Here is a 21,382-nt window from a genome sequence, read left to right on the forward strand (position 1 = left end):
CGGAACGATCAGCCTGATCGCAACTCGGCCGAATCATTGTCATCCTCATTGCCGAGGCCACACAGCTCGGGAGGGTTGAGCGTCGCGGCAAAGCTCATCCACTTCTCGAAGACTTCCCGATGATGGGCCTGCGCCTCTTTCCATGAAGGATCGCCAATACGTCCGTACGCGACTTGGTTCATGATCGACGAGGTTATGGCATCCAGCTCTCTCAGGAGCTGATATGCAGCAAACCTTTTATCTAGTGGCATGTGTCATCTCGCAAGGCAGTAGAACTCAAACTCGCAGCATCGCTGAGGTTTGGGACAGCTCTGTTCTGTTTTTGCTCCTTGTCAGCCGTCGGCTGCAAGGTCAACCAGGCGCCTGAAGCTGGCGAGCTCCTGCACAACAGGGAGCTTACAACATGTGCTCAAGGCCACGCCGCCTCGACGCTATCGCCAGGCTCTGGCAATGAGGAAGGATAACTGGTTGTAGGACTTAATTTTTTCAGCCCACAAAGAAAAACCCCGCAGACGTTAATCTGCGGGGCTTTCGAATAGTGGAGGCCGAGGTCGGAATCGAACCGGCGTAGACGGATTTGCAATCCGGAGCATAACCACTTTGCTACTCGGCCTCAAAGTTCGGATCTAGCGGCTTGCGCTTCGCTATCTCCTTGAAACGCTGAACCTTTTTCAAAGTTTGCTGCGTTTCGATGGGCGCCATTATGTCTGCATTCGTTTAACCTTGCAACCCCCTGAACGAAAAAAAATTTCAACGGGTTCAAGGTGTTAGCGTAGGCGGCCGAGTTTACTCCATAACCCCACCACGGTGTTCTCCACCGTGCCGCTGGCAGCCATGCCGATGCGCTCCTGCAGGCTCTTGCGTTCGGCATAGTGCAAGTGGAACAGGTTGGCAGTGCGTGCACGCTCGCTGAGGTATTCGTCGCTGGTCTGCAATTCGTCCACCAGCTTGCGGTTGAGTGCCGCGACGCCCAGCCACACTTCGCCGGTGGCCACTTCGTCGATGTGCAGCTGCGGGCGATACCGGGCGACGAAATCCTTGAACAGCTGATGGGTGATGTCCAGGTCTTCCTGGAACTTCTCCCGCCCCTTCTCGGTGTTCTCGCCAAACACGGTCAGGGTGCGCTTGTACTCACCGGCCGTGAGCACTTCGAAATCGATGTCGTGTTTTTTCAGCAGGCGGTTGACGTTGGGCAATTGCGCCACCACGCCGATGGAGCCCAGCACGGCGAACGGTGCGCTGACAATCTTTTCGCCGATGCAGGCCATCATGTAGCCGCCGCTGGCGGCCACCTTGTCGATGCACACGGTCAACGGGATGCCAGCCTGGCGGATGCGCGCCAGTTGCGAGGCGGCCAGGCCGTAGCTGTGTACCAGGCCTCCCCCGCTTTCCAGGCGCAATACCACTTCGTCATGCGGGGTGGCCAGGGTCAGCAGCGCAGTGATTTCGTTGCGCAGGCTTTCGGTGGCGGAGGCCTTGATGTCACCGTCGAAGTCCAGGACGAAGACCCGGCCCTTTTCCTCGGCCTTGCCTTTCTTCTTCTGCTGCTGTTTTTCCGCCTTGGCCTGCTGCTTGCGCAACGCCTTGAGTTCGGCCTTGTCGAGCAGGCCGGACTCCAGGCGCTCACGCAGGTCCTTGTAGAATTCGTTCAGACGGGTGACCTGCAATTGCCCGCCCGGTTTACGCCGCCCTTTGCCACGCAGCCCGGCGATGGCCGACAGCACCACCAGGATGGCGATGACCAGGGTGGCGGTTTTGGCGAGAAAGCTTGCGTATTCGGCAAGAAACTCCACATTGACTCCTTAAATACCTGCGCCACAACGGCGCGTAACTGTAGCAAGCATACCGTTGCGCCTGAGGTGCTGCCAGCCGGTGCAAACGCTGGCAACATCTTTCAAACAAGCTTTTCAAACGCTTGTATGTTTTTTCGTTGACAGCCCGTGTGCCGCATCCTAACCTCGCAGCAACCTCCAACAGGCCGGAACCTTCCGTGGGCAACCTCTACCTGATCCGACATGGCCAAGCCTCCTTCGGCGCCGAAGACTACGACGTCCTCTCGCCGGTGGGCGTGCGCCAAAGCCAGGCCCTGGGCGAACACCTGGCCCAGCTCGGCGTGCGCCTGGACCGCTGCGTGGCAGGCAACCTGCGCCGCCAGCAGGATACCGCGCGCCTGGCACTGGAGGCTCTGCACGCCAGTGGCTGCCCGGTGCCGGCTGTTGAGACCGATGCCGCGTTCAATGAGTTCGATGCCGACGGCGTGATCCGCGCCTTGCTACCCGGGCTGCTGCCGGACGAGCCTGATGCCCTGCACATCCTGCGTAATGCTGCACAGCATCGCAGCGAATTCCAGCGCCTGTTCGCACTGATGGTACAGCGTTGGTACGAGGGCGAGCATGCCGACGATGGCCTGGAAACCTGGCAGGCCTTCACTACGCGGGTGCGCGATGGCCTGCACCGCGTACTTGATGGCGCCGCCGGCAGCGAGAATATCGCCATCTTCACCTCGGGCGGCACCATTGCCGCCCTGCTCCACCTGGTTACCCGTATTACCCCCGGCCAGGCGTTCGCGCTGAACTGGCAGATCATCAACACGTCGCTCAGCCAGCTGAAGTTCCGCGGCCGCGACGTGGCACTGGCTTCCTTCAACAGCCAGGCCCATGTGCAGCTGTTGAAGGCGCCGGAGCTTGTCACCTATCGATGAGCCCGGCTTGTTGTGTCCCTGCGGGGACGTGTAAATCACTCTATAAGGAATGCGCCATGACCTCCGTAGCTGATGCCGTCAAAAAGATGCAAGAGAAGTTCAACCCATCCGCTGCCGCCGGCCTGGACCTGGTGTTCGGCTTCAACATCACCGACGAAGACAAGCACTACGCGCTGATCGTCAAGGACGGCACTTGCGACCTGCAGGAAGGCGAAAACCCGGATGCCAACTGCACGCTGGTGATGGACAGCGAAACCCTCAAGGGTATCGTCAGCGGCGAAACCGACGGCATGCAGGCGTTCATGAGCGGCAAGCTGCGCGTTGAAGGCGACATGATGCTGTCGATGAAGCTCAGCGAGCTGTTCCCGTCCTGAGGGCTGGCGATACCGGCTGATCAGAAACCGAAGCCTGAATGGCTTCGGTTTTTTTTTGCCCTCGGCAGGCTGCGCTGGCTTTTTTGTAGGAGCGGCCTTGTGTCGCGATGGGGCGCGAAGCGGCCCAGGATTGCGGCGCTGATACAAGATCGCCGGGGCCGCGGTGCGGCCCATCGCGACACAAGGCCGCTCCTACACGGTTGCGCGCCAGGCGAACAGTGCAGCTTCATCAAGGCAGTTGATCAAGCTGCAACACCCTTACCTATTTAGTATCTGGCACGCTTGTTCCAACCTCACCAGCGCATTAGATTAGCCAATAGTCCTTGCGATCGAGAATAAGGAAAACGCATGACGCTCACCGACCAGTCCACCCAGGTACGCCCCGGCGAAGAACTCGATGCAGCCGTCATCGACCCTTACCTCAAGGCCAATATTCCCGGCTTGGACGGCCTGCCGCGCATCACCCAGTTCCCCGGCGGCGCTTCCAACCTCACCTACCTGGTCAGCTACCCGGACCGCGACTTCGTGCTGCGCCGCCCGCCGTTCGGCCAGAAGGCCAAGTCGGCCCACGACATGGGCCGCGAATTTCGTATCCTCAACCAACTGAACAGCGGCTTCCCGTACTGCCCCAAGGCCTATGTGCACTGCACCGACATCAGCCTGATTGGCGGCGAGTTCTACGTCATGGAGCGGGTCAACGGCATCATCCTGCGCTCGGACATCCCGGCCGAACTGGACCTCGATGCCCCGCGCACCGAGGCCCTGTGCAAAAGCTTCATCGACCGCCTGGTGGAGCTGCACCAGGTGGACTACAACGCCTGCGGCCTGGCCGACCTCGGCAAGCCACAAGGCTATGTACAGCGCCAGATCGAAGGCTGGACCAGCCGCTACGAAAAAGCCCTGACCCCGGATGCCCCGCGCTGGGAACAGGTAACCGCCTGGCTGCGCGAAAAGATGCCTGCCGACCACCCGCGCGCGGCCATCGTGCACAACGACTACCGTTTCGACAACGTGATCCTCGATGCCGCCAACCCCATGCGCATCATCGGTGTGCTGGACTGGGAAATGGCCACCCTCGGCGACCCGTTGATGGACCTGGGTAACAGCCTGGCCTACTGGATCGAGGCCGAGGACCCGGCGCCGGTGCAGCTGATGCGCCGCCAACCCAGTAACGCACCGGGCATGCTCAGCCGTCGCCAGTTCGTCGACTACTATGCCGAGCGCGCCGGCATCCGCCTGGACAACTTCGATTTCTACTATTGCTATGGCCTGTTCCGCCTGGCTGGCATCGTCCAGCAGATCTATTACCGCTATTACCACGGCCAGACCCAGGACAAGCGTTTCGCCCAGTTCATCCACATGAACCGCCTGCTGGAGCACATGACCCTGCAGGTCATTGCCAAGTCCAGCCTCTGAGCCAGACCTCGACAACGGATAACAAGGAAAACAGCATGTCCAAGACCCACCTGTTCGACCTCGACGGCAAGATCGCCTTCGTTTCCGGTGCCAGCCGCGGCATTGGCGAGGCGATTGCCCACTTGCTGGCGCAGCAAGGTGCCCATGTGATCGTGTCCAGCCGCAAGCTCGACGGCTGCCAGCAGGTTGCCGAGGCCATCATCGCCGCGGGAGGCAAGGCCACGGCGGTGGCTTGCCACATCGGCGAACTGGAGCAGATCCAGCAGGTGTTCGCCGGTATCCGCGAACAATTCGGTCGGCTGGACATCCTGGTCAACAACGCCGCCACCAACCCGCAATTCTGCAATGTACTGGACACCGACCCGGGCGCATTCCAGAAGACCGTGGACGTCAACATCCGTGGCTACTTCTTCATGTCGGTGGAGGCCGGCAAGCTGATGCGCGAGCAGGGTGGCGGCAGCATCATCAACGTCGCGTCGATCAACGGGGTTTCACCTGGCCTGTTCCAGGGCATCTATTCGGTGACCAAGGCGGCGGTCATCAACATGACCAAGGTCTTCGCCAAGGAATGCGCGCCGTTCGGCATCCGCTGCAACGCGCTGCTGCCGGGCCTGACCGACACCAAGTTCGCCTCGGCACTGGTGAAGAACGACGCTATCCGCAATGCTGCACTGCAGCAGATCCCGCTCAAGCGCGTAGCCGACCCCAAGGAAATGGCCGGCGCCGTGTTGTACCTGGCCAGCGATGCCTCCAGCTATACCACCGGCACGGCGCTCAATGTCGATGGCGGGTATCTGTCCTGATCAGGCTTTGATTGCCATCAGCGTATAGCTCAGTGGCAGGCGCGCAGGCCGGTCACGCAAGCGCCACTCGCCATCGTTACCCTTGGCCATCTGCCCCGGCAACGCCTCCCACGGAATGCTCTGGTGCTCGACCAGAGCAGTCAGTTGCATGCCCTGGCCGAGCAAGGCGCTGATGACTTCGCCCAGGCCGTGGTTCCATTCGTGGGTTTCGCAGTGGGTAAGGCGCTGCTCGGTGTCGACGTAGGTCTGCTCGCTATGCCAGACCGTCGGCGCTTGCTGCTCGAAGTAGGGGTATTCCAGCTGCAGGCGGTCCTGATGGTCTTCATTGACCGCCATCAGCACCGGGTGACCGTCACGCAGGAACAGGCGCCCGCCCGGTTTCAGCAACGCAGCGACGGTACGCGCCCATGGCTCGATGCGCGGCAGCCAGCAGAGCGCACCTATGCCGGTGTAGACCAGATCGAAGGTGCCGGCCGGCAACACCTCGCTGGCAGCGTAGACGTCAGCCTCGACATACCTGATTGGTGCAGCACAGCGCTCGGCCAAAGCCCGCGCCTCGGCCAGCGATGCCGCCGAATAGTCCAGGCCACAGACCTTGGCGCCGAGGCGCGCCAGCGACAGGGTATCGGTGCCAATGTGGCACTGCAGGTGGACGGTATCAAGCCCGTTGATGTCGCCGAGCAATGGCAGGTCAAAGCGCACGGTATCGGACAGGTGGTCGTGATGCTGGACAAACCGTTCGACTTGGTAGTCCTTCGAGGCGGCGTGCAGCGGCGCGCGTTCGTCCCAGCTGGCGCGGTTGAGTTGCAGTGAGCGGTCCATGCTGTTTTCCCTGAGTGGCAGGCGCTCATGCTAGCCTCCACCAGGCTCACGGCGACAGGACCGCCTTGCGAAAAATTGTAAAGCCAACGCGGCCCTGTGGCAGCTTGCGCAGCCGCGAAGGCGGCAACGCCGGTACTGGCGCAGGCACGGGTATACCCGCTCCCACAGAGGCTGCGATTGTGCTGTCCGCTGGTTACAGGCAAGTCGCCGCCGCGGCCCGGCGCTGTAGCGCCACGCCATCGTTTTTCTGCGCGTAGAAATCCACCCGAGCCCCACCGGCTTGCGGGTATACATCCACGAACGCTTCGGCTTCACGGGTATAAACCGTGAACCCGCCCTGTTTGCGCGGTTCCAGATAGCCGCTGGCGTCGTCGCCGAACACCTTCTCCTCCTGCCAGCTGAACTGGATGCATTGGGCCACCAGCTCCGGCGCCTTGTGCGAGTCCAACTGCGCGGTCGGCTTGCCACCGCGGGCCGTTTCCATGGTTGCAGAAGCACAACCCACCAGCATCAGTGCCGCGGCCATCGGCAGAATCGCACGCATGTTCCATCCTCAGGGTAAAAAAGAAGGCGACTCTAGCACTGGCAGGCATCGCGAGTGAATTGCCTGGCGCAAACCGCTGTCGCAGCTAAGACATGCCGCCACGAGGAATCGTCATGAAACTGCACTACCTGCTACTTGCTGCACTGCCCTGCCTGCCCCTGGCCGTCGGTGCCGCGCCATCCAGCGAAGAAAGCATCACCGCCCCGGAAACCCACAACCGCGAACTCAAGGTCGGCGACAAGGCGCCTGACCAGTACAAGCGCGATGACCAGGCCCTGAAGGACTGGAAAGGCAAAGGCCTGCCGGCACCGGAGAAGGAAAGCCACTGGGTGCGCATGGGCGATCACTACGTGCTGGTGCAGATCACCAACGGTGTCGTGCTGGCGATCCAGCCAGCGCGCTGAACCTGCCCGCATCAGGCCTTCCGCTCAGCGCTGGCATGGCAAATATTTTTGCCTGCCAGCGAAACCAAATGGAGCATTTCCAGTCTCAGGAGGTGTGCCGCAAACCGTTGCGGATCAAGGACCTATATCGTGATACCCCGTCTTGCAAGCCTTTCGCTGATCGCCGTTGTCCTGCTCACCGCAGGCTGCCATAGCCATCGCTACCATGACGACGACGATGGCTGGCGGGACCGCGACCATGAGCACCGTCACCACCATCGGCATGATCGCCATGACGACGATGATGACGATCGTGATTACCGCGGTGACCGCTACTACCGCTGAAGCGTCTTCTCCCCCAGATTCGCCGCCCGTGCGCGGCACCTTTACCTTATGATTCCTTCGAGGTTCGTATCATGCGTGTGACTCTGCCTTCCCTTGCCCTTGGCCTGCTGCTGTGCCAGGGCGCTTTCGCCGGTGACGGTACTGCCGCCATTGGCGGTGGCCTGGGTGGTGTTCTGGGTAACGTTGTTGGCCAACAGATCGGCGGCCGCACTGGGGCGGCCATTGGCGCCGGCCTCGGCGGCGCAGCCGGCAGTGCGGTAGGCGCAAGCAAAGGCAACCGTACCGAAGCTGCCATCGGCGGTGGCCTGGGCTCGGCTGGCGGTTCGCTGCTGGGCGGCGCGGTGGGCGGCAAGACCGGCTCCACCGTGGGCGCCGGCCTGGGCGGCGCGGCCGGTGGCGCCATCGGCAACCACCTGGGCGACAATGGCGGCAGGCACCACCGCCGTCACCGCCACTGATCCCGGTGACCAAGGGGCCGCAATGCGGCCCCTTCTGTTTTGCAAACCCTGCAGTACATCAATACCCCCTTCAGCACAATCCGGCACACTGCCTGCTACTGTCTAACGTGCCCCTGTGTGAAGGAACACCCCCTCCCCATGAACCAAGAGCTGCTCTGGGTCCTCGGCCTGCTGGCCATCGTCATCGTCCTGTTCGTCATCAACCGCCCGCGCATGGACGTGGTCGCGCTATTGGTGATCCTCGCCCTGCCGCTGTCGGGCATCCTCAGCGTGGAGCAGGCGCTGGCCGGTTTCAGCGACCCCAACGTGGTGCTGATCGCCGCCCTGTTCGTGATCGGTGAAGGCCTGGTGCGCACCGGCATCGCCTACCGCATCGGCGAGTGGATGAGCGAGCGCGCCGGCAACAGCGAAGCCCGCCTGCTGGTGCTGCTGATGGTGGCCGTGGCGGGGCTGGGGTCGATCATGAGCTCCACTGGCGTGGTGGCGATCTTCATTCCGGTGGTGCTGAGCATCGCCGCGCGCCTGCAGCTTTCGCCCAGCCGGCTGATGATGCCACTGGCCTTCGCCGGCCTGATCAGCGGCATGCTCAGCCTGGTGGCCACGCCGCCCAACGTGGTGGTGCACAGCGAGCTGGTGCGCCATGGCGAAGCAGGCTTCAGCTTTTTCAGCTTTACCCCGTTCGGCCTGGTGGTGCTGGTGCTGGGCATCGGCTACATGCTGCTGACCCGGCATTGGCTGAATGGCGAGGTGCGCAAGGATGGCCGGGTGGAAAGCCGGCGCACCTTGCTCGACCTGGTGCTGGACTACAAGCTCAATGGCCGCGAACGGCGCCTGCGCATCCGCCCGCATTCGCCGCTGATCGGCCATACCCTGGGCGAACTGGAACTGCGTACCCGGCATGGCGCCAACGTGATCGGCATCGAGCGCCAGCACAAGTTCACCACGCGGGTGATCGCTGCCGACTCGGCTAGCGTGCTGCAGCAGGGTGACGTGTTGCTGCTGGACCTGTTTGCCAACCATGACGACCTGCGCAGCCTGTGCCAGTCCATGCAGCTGGAGCCATTGCACTTCAAGGCAGCGTACTTCATCGACCAGTCCCAGGAGCTGGGCATGGCCGAGGTGTCGCTACCACCCGGCTCGCAACTGATTGGCAAGAGCATCCTCGAACTGGCCTTTCGCACCCGTTTCGACCTCAACGTGGTTGGCCTGCGCCGCGAACAGGCGGCGATCGACGCGCAACTGGTGGAAGAGAAGCTGCGCCTGGGTGACACCCTGCTGGTGGTCGGCCCATGGAAGGCGGTGCGCCAGCTGCAAAGCCGGCCCAAGGACTTCCTGGTCCTGAGCCTGCCTGCGGAAATCGACCTGGTCGCGCCCGCGCGCAGGCGCGCACCGCAGGCGCTGCTGAGCCTGGCGGTGATGGTCGGCCTGATGGTCAGCGGCGCGCTACCCAACGTCATCGCCGCGCTGATCGGCTGCCTGCTGATGGGCGCAGGCCGCTGCATCGACATGAACAGCGCCTACCGGGCCATCCACTGGCAAAGCCTGGTACTGATTGTCGGCATGCTGCCCTTTGCCCAGGCGCTGCAGAAAACCGGCGGCATCGACCTGGCCGTAAGCGGGCTGGTCAGCCTACTCGGCGGTGCCGGCCCAGGCGCCATCCTGGCCTGCCTGTTCGCGGTCACCGCGCTGATCGGCCTGTTCATCTCCAACACCGCCACTGCGGTACTGATGGCCCCGGTAGCCGTCAGCACCGCCGCACAGCTGGGCATGTCACCCTACCCGTTCGCCATGACCGTGGCGCTGGCCGCCTCGGCCGCGTTCATGACCCCGGTTTCTTCGCCGGTCAACACACTGGTGCTGGGCCCCGGGCAATACCGCTTTGCCGACTTCGTCAAGGTCGGCGTGCCATTCACGCTACTGGTGATGCTGGTGACCGTATTGATGGTGCCGTGGTTCTTCGGGCTGTGAGGCAACTGGCACGCAATGAAGGCAGTTTGACATTATCCCGGCCGATCGCGGCAGATTGACATCAAGTACCCTGACGAAACACACTGATACGTCATTGCCCCAGGTGCTTCAAGCCGTTGTCCTGGATTTCGTTTCCGCTCTGCCGGTCGAGCCCATGGTTTTTCCAGCCCAATCGCGCCTGTTGCACGTCGTCATCTTGCTTGCCCTGACCTTCGCCCTCACCCTGGGCGGTATCCTGGCCCGCCCGATCGAATCGCTGTCGCTGTTCTGGCCGGTCAATGCGGTACTGGCCGGGGTGCTGCTGCGCTTCCCCCGGCAGGCCACGCTGGCGGGCTTCGCCCTGGTCTGGCTGGCCATGGTTGGCGCCGACCTGCTGTGCGGCAGCGCCTGGGTACCGGCCCTGTGGTTCAACCTGTGCAACCTGGGCATGGTCGTCACGCTGTGGCTGTTGCTCTCGCGTTTGCCACGCCTGCACCAGCGCATGCGTACCCCCCACGGCGTGGTCAGCGTGTTCGCCGCTTGTGCCGCCGGTGCCATGGTAGCGGCCAGCATGGCAACGGTGATGGCTGCCCCCTGGTTCGAACAGTCCTTGCGTGCTACCTGGCTGGCCTGGTTCAGCGAACAGTTCTCTACCAGCGTGCTGGTGCTGCCGGTGCTGCTCACGGCCCCCTCGGCGCGTGCCCTGGTGCGTGGCGGCGCCCAGGCGATCCGCCTGGCGCCGTTGCTGGTACTGCTCGCCTCGCTGGCGCTCGGCATTGCTTTCGGCGGCCCCGGGGCCATTGCGTTCCCGATTGCCGCGCTGTTGTGGTGCGCCTGGACGTATTCACCGTTTCTGGTTGCCCTGCTGACGCTTACCGTGGGCAGCACGCTGATTGTCGCGGTGGCGCAAAACCTCATGCATTTCATCGTGCCGCAGAGCGAGCCGGGCGTGACCACCCTGATGTCTGCGCGCCTGGGCATCGCCATGCTGGTGCTCGGGCCGCTGGTGGTCGCCTGCGTCAGCCAGGCCAACCGCAGCCTCATGGCGCGCCTGGCGCATCAGGCCAGCATCGACCACCTCACCGGCGTGCTCACCCGCAGTGCCTTCACCCGCCGCGCCAATGCCCTGCTGGACAGCCGTCAGCAACACGCCCAGGCGCTACCACTGACGCTGATGATGCTGGATATCGACCACTTCAAGGCGATCAACGATGCCCATGGCCATGCGGTGGGTGACCAGGTGCTGCGCCAGTTCGCCGCTGCCTTGCAAGACCAGCTGCACGATAGCGAACTGTTCGCCCGCCTGGGCGGCGAGGAGTTCGTGGTGATCATTCCGGGCCTGGCGCCCGACCGCGCCAAGTTCACTGCCGAACGCCTGCGCCGCGCGGTGCAGGACCTGCATGTGCTGCAGGCCGACCAGCGCCTGCAGATTACCGTGAGTATTGGCCTGGCCGGTTGTGCCGCCGACACGCCAGCCCCCACCCTGGACGAACTGCTGGCGCGCGCCGACCAGGCGCTGTACCGGGCCAAGGCGCATGGCCGCAACCGCGTGGAGCAAGCCGAGGCCCAGCGCCAGGTGATCTGAGCTAGCCGGCCAGCAAGTCCCATGACAGCTTGGCGATCAGCACGCACAACAGCACCAGGAACAGCCCGCGTACAAAACCCGCCCCCTTGCGCACCGCCAGCCAGGTACCGGTCAGCGCGCCAAGGACGTTGCACGCGGCCATGGGCAGGGCGATGGCGTACAGCACATTCCCCGAGGGCACGAAGAACACCAGCGCCGCCAGGTTGGTGGCGATGTTGACCACCTTGGCCGACGCCGAGGCGTGCAGGAAGTCCAAGGCGAAGAAGCGAATGAACAGGAAGATCAGGAAGCTGCCGGTGCCCGGCCCGAACAGGCCATCGTAAAAGCCGATCGCGCCGCCGATCAGTATTGCCAGGCACTGCTCCTTGCGGCCGATCTTCGCCGGTGTGTGCAAGGTGCCGAAATCCTTCTTGCAGAAGGTGTAGATGGCCATCAGCACGATCAGCACCAGCACCGCCGGGCGCATCACGCTGGGTGGCACCAGCGACACCGTGGCAGCGCCGGCAAACGACATGACAAAGGCACTGAGCGCCGCCGGCACGATCAGGCCCCAGTCCAGGGTCACCTTGCGAATGAACGAACGGGCCGCGAAGGCCGTGCCACAGACCGACGCCAGCTTGTTGCTGCCGAGCAGTGCCGCCGGTTGCGCCGTGGGCAACACGTTGAACAAGGCCGGAATCTGGATCAGCCCGCCGCCGCCGACGGCGGCGTCGATCAGCCCGGCGGCAAAGGCGAACACGGAGAGCACAGCGATATCCATCATGATGCGATTCCAGGCAGTGAAGACGCCCGCAAGGCTAATCAAAGTGCTGCGCTTGTGTTGAAATGCCGCATTGCGAAAACTGCAACAAGGAACAGCCAATGGCATTGGACATGCTGCGGGAAATCCAGGCGTTCGTCAGCGTGGCGCACAAGCGCAGCTTCGTTGCTGCCGCCCGCGCGCTGGGCCGCTCGCCAAGCTCGGTAACACGCGCAGTACAGGCCCTCGAAGACAACGCCGGTAGCAAGCTGCTGAACCGCAACGCCAGCGCCGTTACCCTGACCGAAGCCGGCGAGCGCCTGTTGCCCCACGCCGAGCGCTTGCTGGATGTGCAACGTGACGCCGCCGATGAGCTGGCCGCGCTCAGCGGCAGTGCACAGGGCTGGATCCGCTTCGCCGTGCCCCAGCTGCTGGGTGAACATGTGCTGCCCCAGGTACTGGCCGAGTTTTCCCGCCGCCACCCCCAGGTGACACTGGACGTGCAGTACAGCGACGGGGCGCTCGATCCGCTGCAGGGCAAATTCGACTTCGTGGTGCGCGGCGCCTTTCCGCAATCGAGCGAATTGATCGGTTACCCGCTGTGGGATTACCAGCGCCACCTGTATGCAAGCCCGGCATACCTGGCAGCGGCAGGTGCGCCACAGCACCCCGAGGACCTGCAAGGGCATGCATTGATCCTGCACACCGCCCCACGCATCCTCAAAGCCTGGCACTTTTGCCGTGACGGCCAGATCACCAGCCTGCGGCCCAGGCCGAGGTTGCGCCTGGATTCAGGCGACGCGGTGTATCACTGCACGCTGGCCGGTGCCGGTATCGCCCGCCTGGCCGCCTGGGTCGGCGAAGCGCAGGTCAGGGCTGGGCGCCTGGTGCGGGTATGCCCGCATTACCGCCTGACCTCCAGCAGCGGCCAGGACCCACAGATGCATGCCGTCTACCCTGCCGGAGAACTACCGGCGCGGGTACGAGACTTGCTCGCGGCGCTGCGCCGCGCCGGCATGGCCTATTGAAACACCTGGAAACGGCTGTTCAAATTCTGCTCAATTTAACAGAGCCCGCCGTACGCTTGGCTTGCAGCACTTTATCCACAGACCTACCCACGTTTTTTGTGGACAGATTTCCCAGCGTAAAGAACGACTTATCGTACAAATCGGTAGGGTGAATCGGCCAAACGACAACAGCGACAGGCCCGCCCGAAAGCCGGGCAGGCCGCGCAGATGTGGGGTGTGCAGGAATCGAGTTCAGCTTGGCGGGATAGTGCCAAGAATACCTATCAGCAGGGTCAGCAGCAGAAAACCACCCAGGAACAGCGCGAGCTTGCCCATCGGAACCTCAACAGTGTGGATGCGGGAATGGGCCTATTGTCCGGCTTGGGCTGATACGGTTACAGATGCAGGTTTGTGGAAAAAAAGCGGATCAGATGCCCAGCCCTGCTTTGTGTCGCTGGTTGCGCAGCAGCGCCCGGATCCCGAGGTTCGGAAGGCTGCCCAGGCATTCACGCTGTGCTAGGGTCAACCGCTCGAACCCGCCAAGGAGTGCCACCCCGCCATGATCGCTTTCGCCGACAACACAGCCCTGCTGCTGATCGACCTTCAGGCGGGCATTCACCACCCACGCCTGGGCCGGCGCAACAACCCGGAAGCCGAACTGCGCATGGGCGAGCTGCTGGCTGCTTGGCGTCACTTGGCGCGCCCGGTGGTTCATGTGCGCCACCTGTCACGCGCGGTGGATTCGGTGTTCTGGCCAGGCCAGTCCGGTTGCGAATTCCAGCCTGCGTTCACGCCACTGGCGAGCGAAACGGTGTTCGACAAGCATGTGCCCGACGCCTTCGCCAACTCCGGGCTGGAGCGCTGGCTGCACACCCGCGGCATCAACCAGCTGGTGATCGCCGGGGTGATAACCAACAACTCCGTGGAGTCCACCGCCCGCTCGGCGGGCAACCTCGGTTTCGACGTGGCGGTGGTCGAAGATGCCTGCTTCACCTTCGACCAGCGCGACCTGCAAGGCCGGCTGTGGCCTGCGGAGGACGTACATGCGCTTTCGCTGGCGAACCTGGCCCTGGATTATGCGCGCATCTTGCGCACCGAACAGGTACTGGCTGGCAGCAGGCTTGCGGGCGGCCGCTGACCCTCCAGTGTTTGTATCTTCATGTGTACAGACTGAACGCTGATACACAACCATGCGCCTGCAGGCCGTGCGGACATATCCCTGATACAGCCTTCATCTTTACTGGTAACCATCAACCCGCACCGATGGCTTCGCCAAGGAGATGCCCAATGCCTGCCCGCCACTCGAGCACTGCCCTGCCACGCCGTTTCAGCCGTACGCTGCTTGCCTGTGCCCTGCTGCCGCTTGGCCTGATGGCGGCGAATACCGCCACGGCTGCGCCACAGAAGGCCCAGCCAGCCACCAGCGTGGCGGATGACTTCGGCCCGCTGAAACACATCAACGCCGGCGTGCTCGACATAGCCTATGTCGAGCAAGGCCCGGCCGACGGCCCGGTGGTGATCCTGTTGCATGGCTGGCCCTACGACATCCACAGCTTCGAACATGTCGCACCTGCCCTCGCCGCCAAAGGCTACCGGGTGTTGGTGCCCTACGTTCGCGGCTATGGCCAGACCCGTTTCCTGTCTGCCGCCACCCCACGCAACGCCCAGCCCGCGGCGCTGGCCAGCGACGTCATCGCGTTGATGGACGCGCTGCACATCCAGCGTGCCGTGCTCGCCGGCTTCGACTGGGGCGCACGCACGGCCGACATCGTCTCGGCACTGTGGCCCGAGCGGGTCAAGGCGCTGGTGTCGGTCAGCGGTTACCTGATCAGCAGCCAGGAAGCCGCCAAGGCCCCCCTGCCCCCCAGCGCCGAACTGCAATGGTGGTACCAGTATTACTTCGCCACTGCACGCGGCCAGGCCGGCTATGAGCAGAACCGCCATGCCTTCGCCAAACTGATCTGGCAAACCGCCTCACCCAAGTGGGCCTTCGACGATGCCACCTTCGAGCGCAGTGCCAAGGCCCTGGACAACCCCGACCAGGTGGCGATCACCGTGCACAACTACCGCTGGCGGTTGGGCCTGGCCCAAGGCGAAACACGCTACGACCCGCTTGAAGCCAGGCTGGCCCGCTTCCCCAGCATTGGCGTGCCGACCATTACCCTGGAGGGCGACGCCAACGGCGCCCCGCATCCACCAGCCGAAGCGTATGCACAGCGCTTTACCGGCAAGTACCAGTACCGACTGATCAGCGGCGGCATTGGCCACAACCTGCCCCAGGAAGCACCGCAGGCGTTCACCCAGGCGGTAGTGGATGCGGATCACCTTTAACGTCACGGCCGGCAATTGCTACAGAACGTTTCAGAAAGCACGGCAGGCCGAGGATTGAGCCGAGTGGATGGCCTGCCCTGCTCGCTACCGATGGCGGCCAGCTAGTACGGGGGGTGGAGACAGGTTGGTTAGACACGGGTTGAAACGAGGGTTGTAGGATACTTTCCCAGCCGATGTAGGACGTTTCCCATCAATAAGCAACGCCTGTACGAAACATCAGTTTCTCCAGCAAATTCGAGCTGCTACGGTCCAGTTTTCCTACAACGGCAAGGAGGCCTACAGCATGAGAACAGCATGGACCCATTCAATGCCTCGGCCCTGAAACTGCAGAAAAATCTACTCAACCTGCGCCTGGAGCGTGATCGCCTGAGGAGGGAGGGCAAGGACAAGGAAGCGGACGAACTCGCGGAAACGATTGCCCATATAGAAGAGACGATCCGCAAACTACCCGACGGCATGAAGCCGATGACCTTGCAATAGACGCTGCGAAAGGGGTCACAGGTCGCCAGACTGGGGCGCTTAGACAGGTGCGCCACCGCCTTTATCCCTACCGTTAGTCGGATATATCCAGGGGTTCCAACGCGACGGCTAGCCTTCAGCCTAGCGTCAGGGATAACGCTAAACATAGGGTCCAGGAAGGGCCACTCCGCCTCGTCGTCCCGACGCTCTATCTGCTGAGGAGACGACAATGAAAATAACCCTGAAACGGTTGGCGTGCCTGGGTGCAAGCTTTACCAGCGCGCTAGCCATGGCCGATGCGGCCAGCCCCCCGGTGCTGTCACCTGCAATTCCCTTCGACGTCACCGCCACGCCCCCCTTCACCCTGGACAACCTGCAACACGATTTCGACGTGCTGTCGTGGCAGACCTTCGTCGCCCTGAACTGGCCTGCCAATGCCGACGGCAGCGCCAACACCTCGGTGAAGATCGGTGCGCCGGGGCAGACGGTGTGGGAGTCGTGGAAGGAAAGCTACGAGATTTTCCTGCCCAAAGGCCAGAAGCCGGTCGCCTGGAACCAGAAGGCGCCGCTACCCGCCGCCTGCCAAGGCAAGGGGGACCTGCCGGTGCTGCAGCAGATGGGCAAGGTCGCCGGCGTGCTCGACGAGTTCATCCAGCCGTTCAAGACCGGCCCACTGGTCGACCAGAGCGGCACCTACACGCGCAACGCGATCATGGTCAACCAGCCAATGTTCGATGACATCGTCAACAATGGCCTGTACAGCAAGGAAGGCCAGCAAGCGTTCCTCGGCAAGGCCGACAACCGCATCGCCTTCGCCTGCGGCTCGCAAAAGGCCCAGCAGGTCGGCGCGATCATGGTCAAGTCGGCCTGGAAAGTGCTCGACGGCAGCGACAACCCGGCGGATTTTCACGCCGTCGACGCGCTGGTCTACACCCCCGGCAACGCCGACCCGAACAAGGGCGCGTTGATTCCCGAGTCGTGCAGCGCGCAGAAGGTCGGGCTGGTCGGCCTGCACATCGTGCACAAGACCAGCAGTGCCCCGCAGTGGGTATGGTCGAGCTTCGAACACGTGCGCAACGTGCCGGAAAAGACCACGCCGGTCAACGAGCGCAAAGGCCCCTACCTGTTCTACAACGCCCAGGCCAGCGACCGCCCGGTGAACGAGCCGCCCACACCACCGTGGGACCCGTCGAAGAAGGCCACGCCTTCGCAGATCGTGCGGGAAATTCCGCTCACCGCAGCTACCCACCAGCTCAACGCACAATGGCAAAGTGCGCTCAAGGGCACGGTGTGGGCCAACTACCAGTTGATCAGCACCCAGTGGCCGACCGACCCCGCCGATGACTGCCAGGTACCGTCGGCAACCAACCCGCTGGGCACGCCTGCGCCGAACTTCCTGGCGAACGCCACGCTGGAAACCTACAACCAAGGCACCACGCCGCAGGCGTCATCCAGCTGCATGGAGTGCCACAACAACGCGACCACTCGCGTGACCCAGTCACCGCGCACCAGCTTCGCCGATTTCACCTTCCTGCTTGAACGTGCCCAATCCACAGGCGCCAAGGAGTGATGCCATGAGCGACCCGAACCTGCAGAATTTCATCGAATTGTCCGCTGCACTCACCGGCCTGTCAGCCGACCGGCTGGCGCCTTCCGTCGACCCGATCAACCTGCCACCGCTGTTCTTCGCCACCACCCAGCAAGGCATGGGCACCGCAGCGTTCAGTAACCTGCTGGAGCTGTACGTCAGCCTCAAGGGCCAACCCCCTGCGCAGATCGCCAGCGCCGTACTCGGCAACTCGGACCCGCAGATTGCCCAAGGCGCGCGCTCGATCATGAAGCTGTGGCTGCTTGGCAGTTGGTACCAGCCGTACGACCAAGGCGGCGCGCACAAGGGTGACGTCAGCGTGGTGTCCGACCAGGCCTACAAGCAAAGCTGGGCGTGGAAGATTGCCCAGTCCCACCCCATGGGCTACAGCCAGTTCCACTTCGGCTACTGGGGCGAGCAACCACCCACCCTCAAGCAGTTCACCGGTGTCGACGCCAAGGAAGGGCAGCAACCATGAGCAACGTACAGACCCAAAGTATCGAAACCGCCGACGTGATCGTGGTGGGCGCCGGCATGGCCGGCAGCGTCATGGCCTACCAGCTGGGCCTGGCTGGCTTGAAAGTGTTGGTGCTCGAGTCTGGCCCGGCCATTCCGCCGAACCGCAGCGAGTACCTGGAGCGCTTCTACACCGCCGTGCTCAAGGCGCCAGAGTCACCCTACCCGCCCGAGCAGACCGAGCAGACCCCGGCCACGCAGTTCGCGCCACGGGCAACCATCCAGGACCTGATAACCGCCGGCAGCAGTGACCCGAACAAGGCGCAGAAGAGCTACCTGGTACAGCAGGGACCGCTGCTGTTCGCCAGCACCTATGAACGGGTGGGCGGCGGCACCATGTGGCACTGGATGGGCACGGCCCTGCGCCTGCTGCCAAACGACTTTCGTATGCGCAGCGTGTACCAGGTCGGGGTCGACTGGCCGATCAGCTACGACGACCTGCAAACCGCCTATTGCCGCGCCGAGGAAGAGATAGGCGTGTCCGCCGATGTCGCGTCGCAGAGCTACCTCGGCGTGACCTTCCCGCCAGGCTACAAATACAGCATGCACGGCATTCCGCCGTCATTGGTCGACCAAGGCCTGGGCAAGGCCGTCGATGGCACCCAGTACCAGGGGTTCACCCTCAAGGTACGGCAAACACCGGCCGGGCGTAATTCGCAGAACGACAACGGCCGCCGGGTGTGCGCCGGCAACACCAGTTGCACGCCGATCTGCCCGATCCAGGCCAAGTACGACGCCACCGTGACCATGGCCAAGGCGCTGGATACCGGCAATGTGCGCATCCTTTACCAGAGTGTGGCGAGCAAGGTGCAGGTCGATGCCAGCGGCGTCACCGGCATCGAGTACATCCAGTACCAGAACGACGGCACGCGGCAGAACGGCCTGGCCCAGGGGAAACGCTACGTGATCGCCGCCCACGCGATCGAAACGCCGAAACTGCTGCTCAACTCGGTCGGCCCGCACAGCCCCAACGGCGTGGCCAACAGCAGCGGCCAGGTCGGCCTGGGGCTGTCCGACCACCCGGTATACCTGGCCTGGGGCCTGATGCCCGAAGGCAAGCCGCTGTTCCCGTTCCGCGGGCCGCTGTCCACCTCGGGGATCGAGGACATGCGCGACGGCGCGTTCCGCAGCCAGCGTGCCGCCTGGCGTATCGAGATCGGCAACGAGGGCTGGAACTGGTCGGCGAATGATCCGTATACCACGGTCTGCGATTACATCGACGGCACCAACATCGGCGGTGCCAACCCCAGCCAGCAGGCGTTGTCCGGCACGGCACTGGTGCAGCAGCTCAACAGCGTGCTGACCCGCCAGTTCCGCCTGGGCTTCCTGGTCGAGCAACTGGAGCAAGACCCGGACAAGGCGATTTGCCGGGTAGAGGTGTCGAAGACGTTCACCGATGGCCTGGGCCTGCCTCGGCCACAGATCACCTACGACTTCTCCAACTACACCAAGGAGGGATTCAAGCAGGCGCGCCTGGCCGCCACGCACATCATCACCGAACTGATGGGCGCCACCGAGCTGACCGACTTCGCGCCCAAGGTGGGCCCGGGGCCGCAGACGGTGTTCGAGTATGACGGCCAGCACTATCCATTCTTCGGCGCCGGCCACCTGATGGGCACTTACCGGATGGGCTCGGACAGCAGGAAATCGGTGGTGAACAAGGACCAGCGCAGTTGGGACCACCCCAACCTGTTCCTGGTCGGTGACGGCGTATTCCCCACCACCGGCACCGCCAACCCGACCTTGACCATCACCGCGCTGACCTTCCAGGCCGCCGACGTGGTTGCCAGCGACCTCCTCAAGCGTACCGTGCAGGTGCAGGCCAACCAGGCCTGGCAGGGCACCGGCGTGCAGGTCAACGGGCAGAGCTGGCAACTGGCAGTGTGCACCGGTGGGCAGTGGACGGCCAACCCGGTCACCGGGATGGTCGGCGCGGCGGGCAACCCTGGGTTCATCGCCAAACCCGGCTACACCTTGCCCGGCCAACCGGAAGGAGCGCTGATCGGGCGTATCGGCAACAGCGGCGTGCCGTTCCTGGTCGGCAACCAGGCACAGTTGCCGCGTGGCCAGCAGGGCGAGTTGCAGCTGTGCATCAATGACGACCTGGCCGGGCGTTACGGGGCTGGCCTGAGCGATAACCTGGGCAGCCTGGCGGTGGAGGTGCGTTTCGGGTCGGTGTAGGGGCGGTCATAACAACCCCACAGGTACACGTCGATGGCAAGGACCTTCGCGCATTAAGCGAAGTGGGCCAGCGAGCAAGGGCCGGACGTGGTGGGGTTGTTGAACCGGGCGCAAAGGCTGAGCTGAAGAAACGACAAAGGGGCCACGGAGGGCCCCTTTCTCTTGCTGTGATTCCCAAGTGTTCCCGAGACGCCCCCATTTGAAGGGGAAACAGCCGTGAACATCAACTGAATCAGGCAGTTATATGGCGGAAGCGTAGAGATTCGAACTCTAGGATAGTTGCCCATCGACGGTTTTCAAGACCGTTGCCTTAAACCACTCGGCCACGCTTCCAGCTCGTTTTGCGGCCGCCATCATACCGTAATGAAACAAGCTGTCAAACTCTCTGTGTCGCGGGTTGCGGCGGCTCTGATAGACTCCACACATCTGAACGTTCGAAACCACAGGTTCATCAAGGAGTGTCGCCATGCGCGAACAGGATTACGCCGTACACCACGGCCAGCAGGTCGAGCAGCAGGAGATCAGCAAGGTCCTGCGCAACACGTACAGCCTGCTGGCGCTTACCCTCGCCTTCAGCGGTGTCATGGCCTTCGTGGCCCAGCAGATGCGCGTCGGCTACCCGAACGTGTTCGTGGTGCTGATCGGCTTCTACGGGTTGTTCTTCCTCACCAACAAATTGCGTGATTCGGCCTGGGGCCTGGTGTCCACCTTCGCCCTCACCGGCTTCATGGGCTTCATCCTCGGCCCGATCCTCAACCGTTACCTGGGCATGGCCGGTGGCGCCGAGGTGGTGAGCTCGGCATTTGCCATGACCGCGCTGGTGTTCGGTGGCCTGTCGGCCTATGTGCTGATTACCCGCAAGGACATGAGCTTCCTCAGCGGTTTCATCACCGCGGGCTTCTTCGTTCTGCTGGGGGCTGTCGTAGCCAGCTTCTTCTTCCAGATCAGCGGCCTGCAACTGGCGATCAGCGCCGGCTTCGTGCTGTTCTCGTCTGTGTGCATCCTGTTCCAGACCAGCGCGATCATTCACGGCGGCGAGCGCAACTACATCATGGCAACCATCAGCCTGTATGTATCGATCTACAACCTGTTCGTCAGCCTGCTGCAACTGTTTGGCATCATGGGTCGCGATGACTGATTGAGTGCTGCCTGAAAAAGCCCGCTTCGGCGGGCTTTTTTGTGG

The 21,382-nt window shown here is 63.1% G+C and carries 22 protein-coding genes and 2 tRNA genes; 17 read left to right on the forward strand and 7 right to left on the reverse strand.

The window, feature by feature from the left end:
• Positions 1–8: 8 nt before the first annotated feature.
• The 3 genes from HU763_RS15195 to sohB all read right to left on the reverse strand — a co-directional run bounded on the left by HU763_RS15195 (position 9) and on the right by sohB (position 1,793).
• Positions 9–251 carry a hypothetical protein gene (locus HU763_RS15195; protein ID WP_186687063.1) on the reverse strand — a complete coding sequence of 81 codons (243 nt, stop codon included), beginning with the start codon at positions 249–251 and terminating at the stop codon, positions 9–11.
• A gap of 288 nt (positions 252–539) precedes the next feature.
• Positions 540–613, reverse strand: a tRNA-Cys gene (locus HU763_RS15200).
• Positions 614–767: 154 nt separating this feature from the next.
• Positions 768–1,793 carry a protease SohB gene (gene sohB, locus HU763_RS15205; protein WP_170030454.1) on the reverse strand — a complete coding sequence of 342 codons (1,026 nt, stop codon included), beginning with the start codon at positions 1,791–1,793 and terminating at the stop codon, positions 768–770.
• 197 nt (positions 1,794–1,990) lie between these two features.
• Between sohB and HU763_RS15210 the strand changes: the two genes are divergently transcribed.
• From HU763_RS15210 to HU763_RS15225, 4 genes are all read left to right on the forward strand, one after another.
• Positions 1,991–2,701 carry a histidine phosphatase family protein gene (locus HU763_RS15210; protein ID WP_186687060.1) on the forward strand — a complete coding sequence of 237 codons (711 nt, stop codon included), beginning with the start codon at positions 1,991–1,993 and terminating at the stop codon, positions 2,699–2,701.
• 56 nt (positions 2,702–2,757) lie between these two features.
• Positions 2,758–3,075: an SCP2 sterol-binding domain-containing protein gene (locus HU763_RS15215; RefSeq protein ID WP_186687057.1), complete on the forward strand. Its 318-nt coding sequence runs from the start codon at positions 2,758–2,760 to the stop codon at positions 3,073–3,075.
• A gap of 348 nt (positions 3,076–3,423) precedes the next feature.
• A complete protein-coding gene (locus HU763_RS15220) occupies positions 3,424–4,491 on the forward strand; it encodes a phosphotransferase family protein (protein ID WP_186687055.1) in 1,068 nt (355 codons plus the stop codon).
• Between the two features lie 35 nt (positions 4,492–4,526).
• Positions 4,527–5,294 carry an SDR family oxidoreductase gene (locus HU763_RS15225; protein WP_186687053.1) on the forward strand — a complete coding sequence of 256 codons (768 nt, stop codon included), beginning with the start codon at positions 4,527–4,529 and terminating at the stop codon, positions 5,292–5,294.
• Here HU763_RS15225 and HU763_RS15230 read toward each other — a convergent pair whose 3' ends face one another.
• Together HU763_RS15230 and HU763_RS15235 are read right to left on the reverse strand one after the other, a co-directional pair.
• Positions 5,295–6,116, reverse strand: coding sequence for a class I SAM-dependent methyltransferase (locus HU763_RS15230; RefSeq protein ID WP_186687051.1), 822 nt, complete (start codon positions 6,114–6,116; stop codon positions 5,295–5,297).
• Between the two features lie 193 nt (positions 6,117–6,309).
• Positions 6,310–6,660 (reverse strand): hypothetical protein, encoded by a 351-nt coding sequence (locus HU763_RS15235; RefSeq protein ID WP_186687049.1) that lies wholly within the window; start codon positions 6,658–6,660, stop codon positions 6,310–6,312.
• Positions 6,661–6,773: 113 nt separating this feature from the next.
• Here HU763_RS15235 and HU763_RS15240 point away from each other — a divergent pair, with 113 nt between their 5' ends.
• The 5 genes from HU763_RS15240 to HU763_RS15260 all read left to right on the forward strand — a co-directional run bounded on the left by HU763_RS15240 (position 6,774) and on the right by HU763_RS15260 (position 11,378).
• The gene (locus HU763_RS15240; protein WP_186687047.1) at positions 6,774–7,064 is read left to right on the forward strand and encodes an RcnB family protein; all 291 of its coding nucleotides are present in this window, start codon (positions 6,774–6,776) and stop codon (positions 7,062–7,064) included.
• A 132-nt stretch (positions 7,065–7,196) separates the two neighbouring features.
• Positions 7,197–7,388 carry a hypothetical protein gene (locus tag HU763_RS15245; protein WP_186687162.1) on the forward strand — a complete coding sequence of 64 codons (192 nt, stop codon included), beginning with the start codon at positions 7,197–7,199 and terminating at the stop codon, positions 7,386–7,388.
• A 71-nt stretch (positions 7,389–7,459) separates the two neighbouring features.
• Positions 7,460–7,846, forward strand: a complete 387-nt coding sequence (locus HU763_RS15250) for a glycine zipper domain-containing protein (RefSeq protein ID WP_170030461.1) — start codon at positions 7,460–7,462, stop codon at positions 7,844–7,846.
• Between the two features lie 138 nt (positions 7,847–7,984).
• A complete protein-coding gene (locus HU763_RS15255) occupies positions 7,985–9,814 on the forward strand; it encodes an SLC13 family permease (protein ID WP_186687045.1) in 1,830 nt (609 codons plus the stop codon).
• Positions 9,815–9,953: 139 nt separating this feature from the next.
• Positions 9,954–11,378 carry a GGDEF domain-containing protein gene (locus HU763_RS15260; protein ID WP_170034208.1) on the forward strand — a complete coding sequence of 475 codons (1,425 nt, stop codon included), beginning with the start codon at positions 9,954–9,956 and terminating at the stop codon, positions 11,376–11,378.
• 1 nt (position 11,379) lies between these two features.
• Here HU763_RS15260 and HU763_RS15265 read toward each other — a convergent pair whose 3' ends face one another.
• Positions 11,380–12,141, reverse strand: a complete 762-nt coding sequence (locus HU763_RS15265; RefSeq protein WP_186687043.1) for a sulfite exporter TauE/SafE family protein — start codon at positions 12,139–12,141, stop codon at positions 11,380–11,382.
• Positions 12,142–12,239: 98 nt separating this feature from the next.
• Between HU763_RS15265 and HU763_RS15270 the strand changes: the two genes are divergently transcribed.
• The 7 genes from HU763_RS15270 (at position 12,240) to HU763_RS15300 (ending at position 20,199) form a co-directional block, all read left to right on the forward strand.
• Complete coding sequence (locus tag HU763_RS15270; protein ID WP_186687040.1) at positions 12,240–13,145, forward strand: LysR family transcriptional regulator; 906 nt, start codon at positions 12,240–12,242, stop codon at positions 13,143–13,145.
• Positions 13,146–13,683: 538 nt separating this feature from the next.
• Positions 13,684–14,262 (forward strand): cysteine hydrolase family protein, encoded by a 579-nt coding sequence (locus HU763_RS15275; protein ID WP_186687037.1) that lies wholly within the window; start codon positions 13,684–13,686, stop codon positions 14,260–14,262.
• A 149-nt stretch (positions 14,263–14,411) separates the two neighbouring features.
• Positions 14,412–15,455: an alpha/beta fold hydrolase gene (locus HU763_RS15280; RefSeq protein WP_186687034.1), complete on the forward strand. Its 1,044-nt coding sequence runs from the start codon at positions 14,412–14,414 to the stop codon at positions 15,453–15,455.
• Between the two features lie 294 nt (positions 15,456–15,749).
• Positions 15,750–15,935 (forward strand): hypothetical protein, encoded by a 186-nt coding sequence (locus HU763_RS15285; RefSeq protein ID WP_186687031.1) that lies wholly within the window; start codon positions 15,750–15,752, stop codon positions 15,933–15,935.
• Between the two features lie 208 nt (positions 15,936–16,143).
• Entirely contained in the window at positions 16,144–17,484 is a 1,341-nt protein-coding gene (locus HU763_RS15290) for a cytochrome C (RefSeq protein WP_186687028.1), read from the forward strand.
• A 4-nt stretch (positions 17,485–17,488) separates the two neighbouring features.
• Positions 17,489–17,980: a sorbitol dehydrogenase gene (locus HU763_RS15295; RefSeq protein ID WP_186687025.1), complete on the forward strand. Its 492-nt coding sequence runs from the start codon at positions 17,489–17,491 to the stop codon at positions 17,978–17,980.
• A complete protein-coding gene (locus tag HU763_RS15300; protein WP_186687022.1) occupies positions 17,977–20,199 on the forward strand; it encodes a GMC family oxidoreductase in 2,223 nt (740 codons plus the stop codon). The genes HU763_RS15295 and HU763_RS15300 overlap by 4 nt, the downstream gene beginning before the upstream one ends.
• Before the next feature lie 245 nt (positions 20,200–20,444).
• On the opposite strand, the gene HU763_RS15305 is transcribed toward HU763_RS15300, so the two are convergent.
• A tRNA-Ser gene (locus HU763_RS15305) sits at positions 20,445–20,532 on the reverse strand.
• A gap of 133 nt (positions 20,533–20,665) precedes the next feature.
• Between HU763_RS15305 and HU763_RS15310 the strand changes: the two genes are divergently transcribed.
• A complete protein-coding gene (locus HU763_RS15310; RefSeq protein ID WP_003251184.1) occupies positions 20,666–21,337 on the forward strand; it encodes a Bax inhibitor-1/YccA family protein in 672 nt (223 codons plus the stop codon).
• Positions 21,338–21,382 lie beyond the last annotated feature (45 nt).

It is taken from the genome of Pseudomonas anuradhapurensis (assembly GCF_014269225.2).
GTDB lineage: Bacteria > Pseudomonadota > Gammaproteobacteria > Pseudomonadales > Pseudomonadaceae > Aquipseudomonas > Aquipseudomonas anuradhapurensis.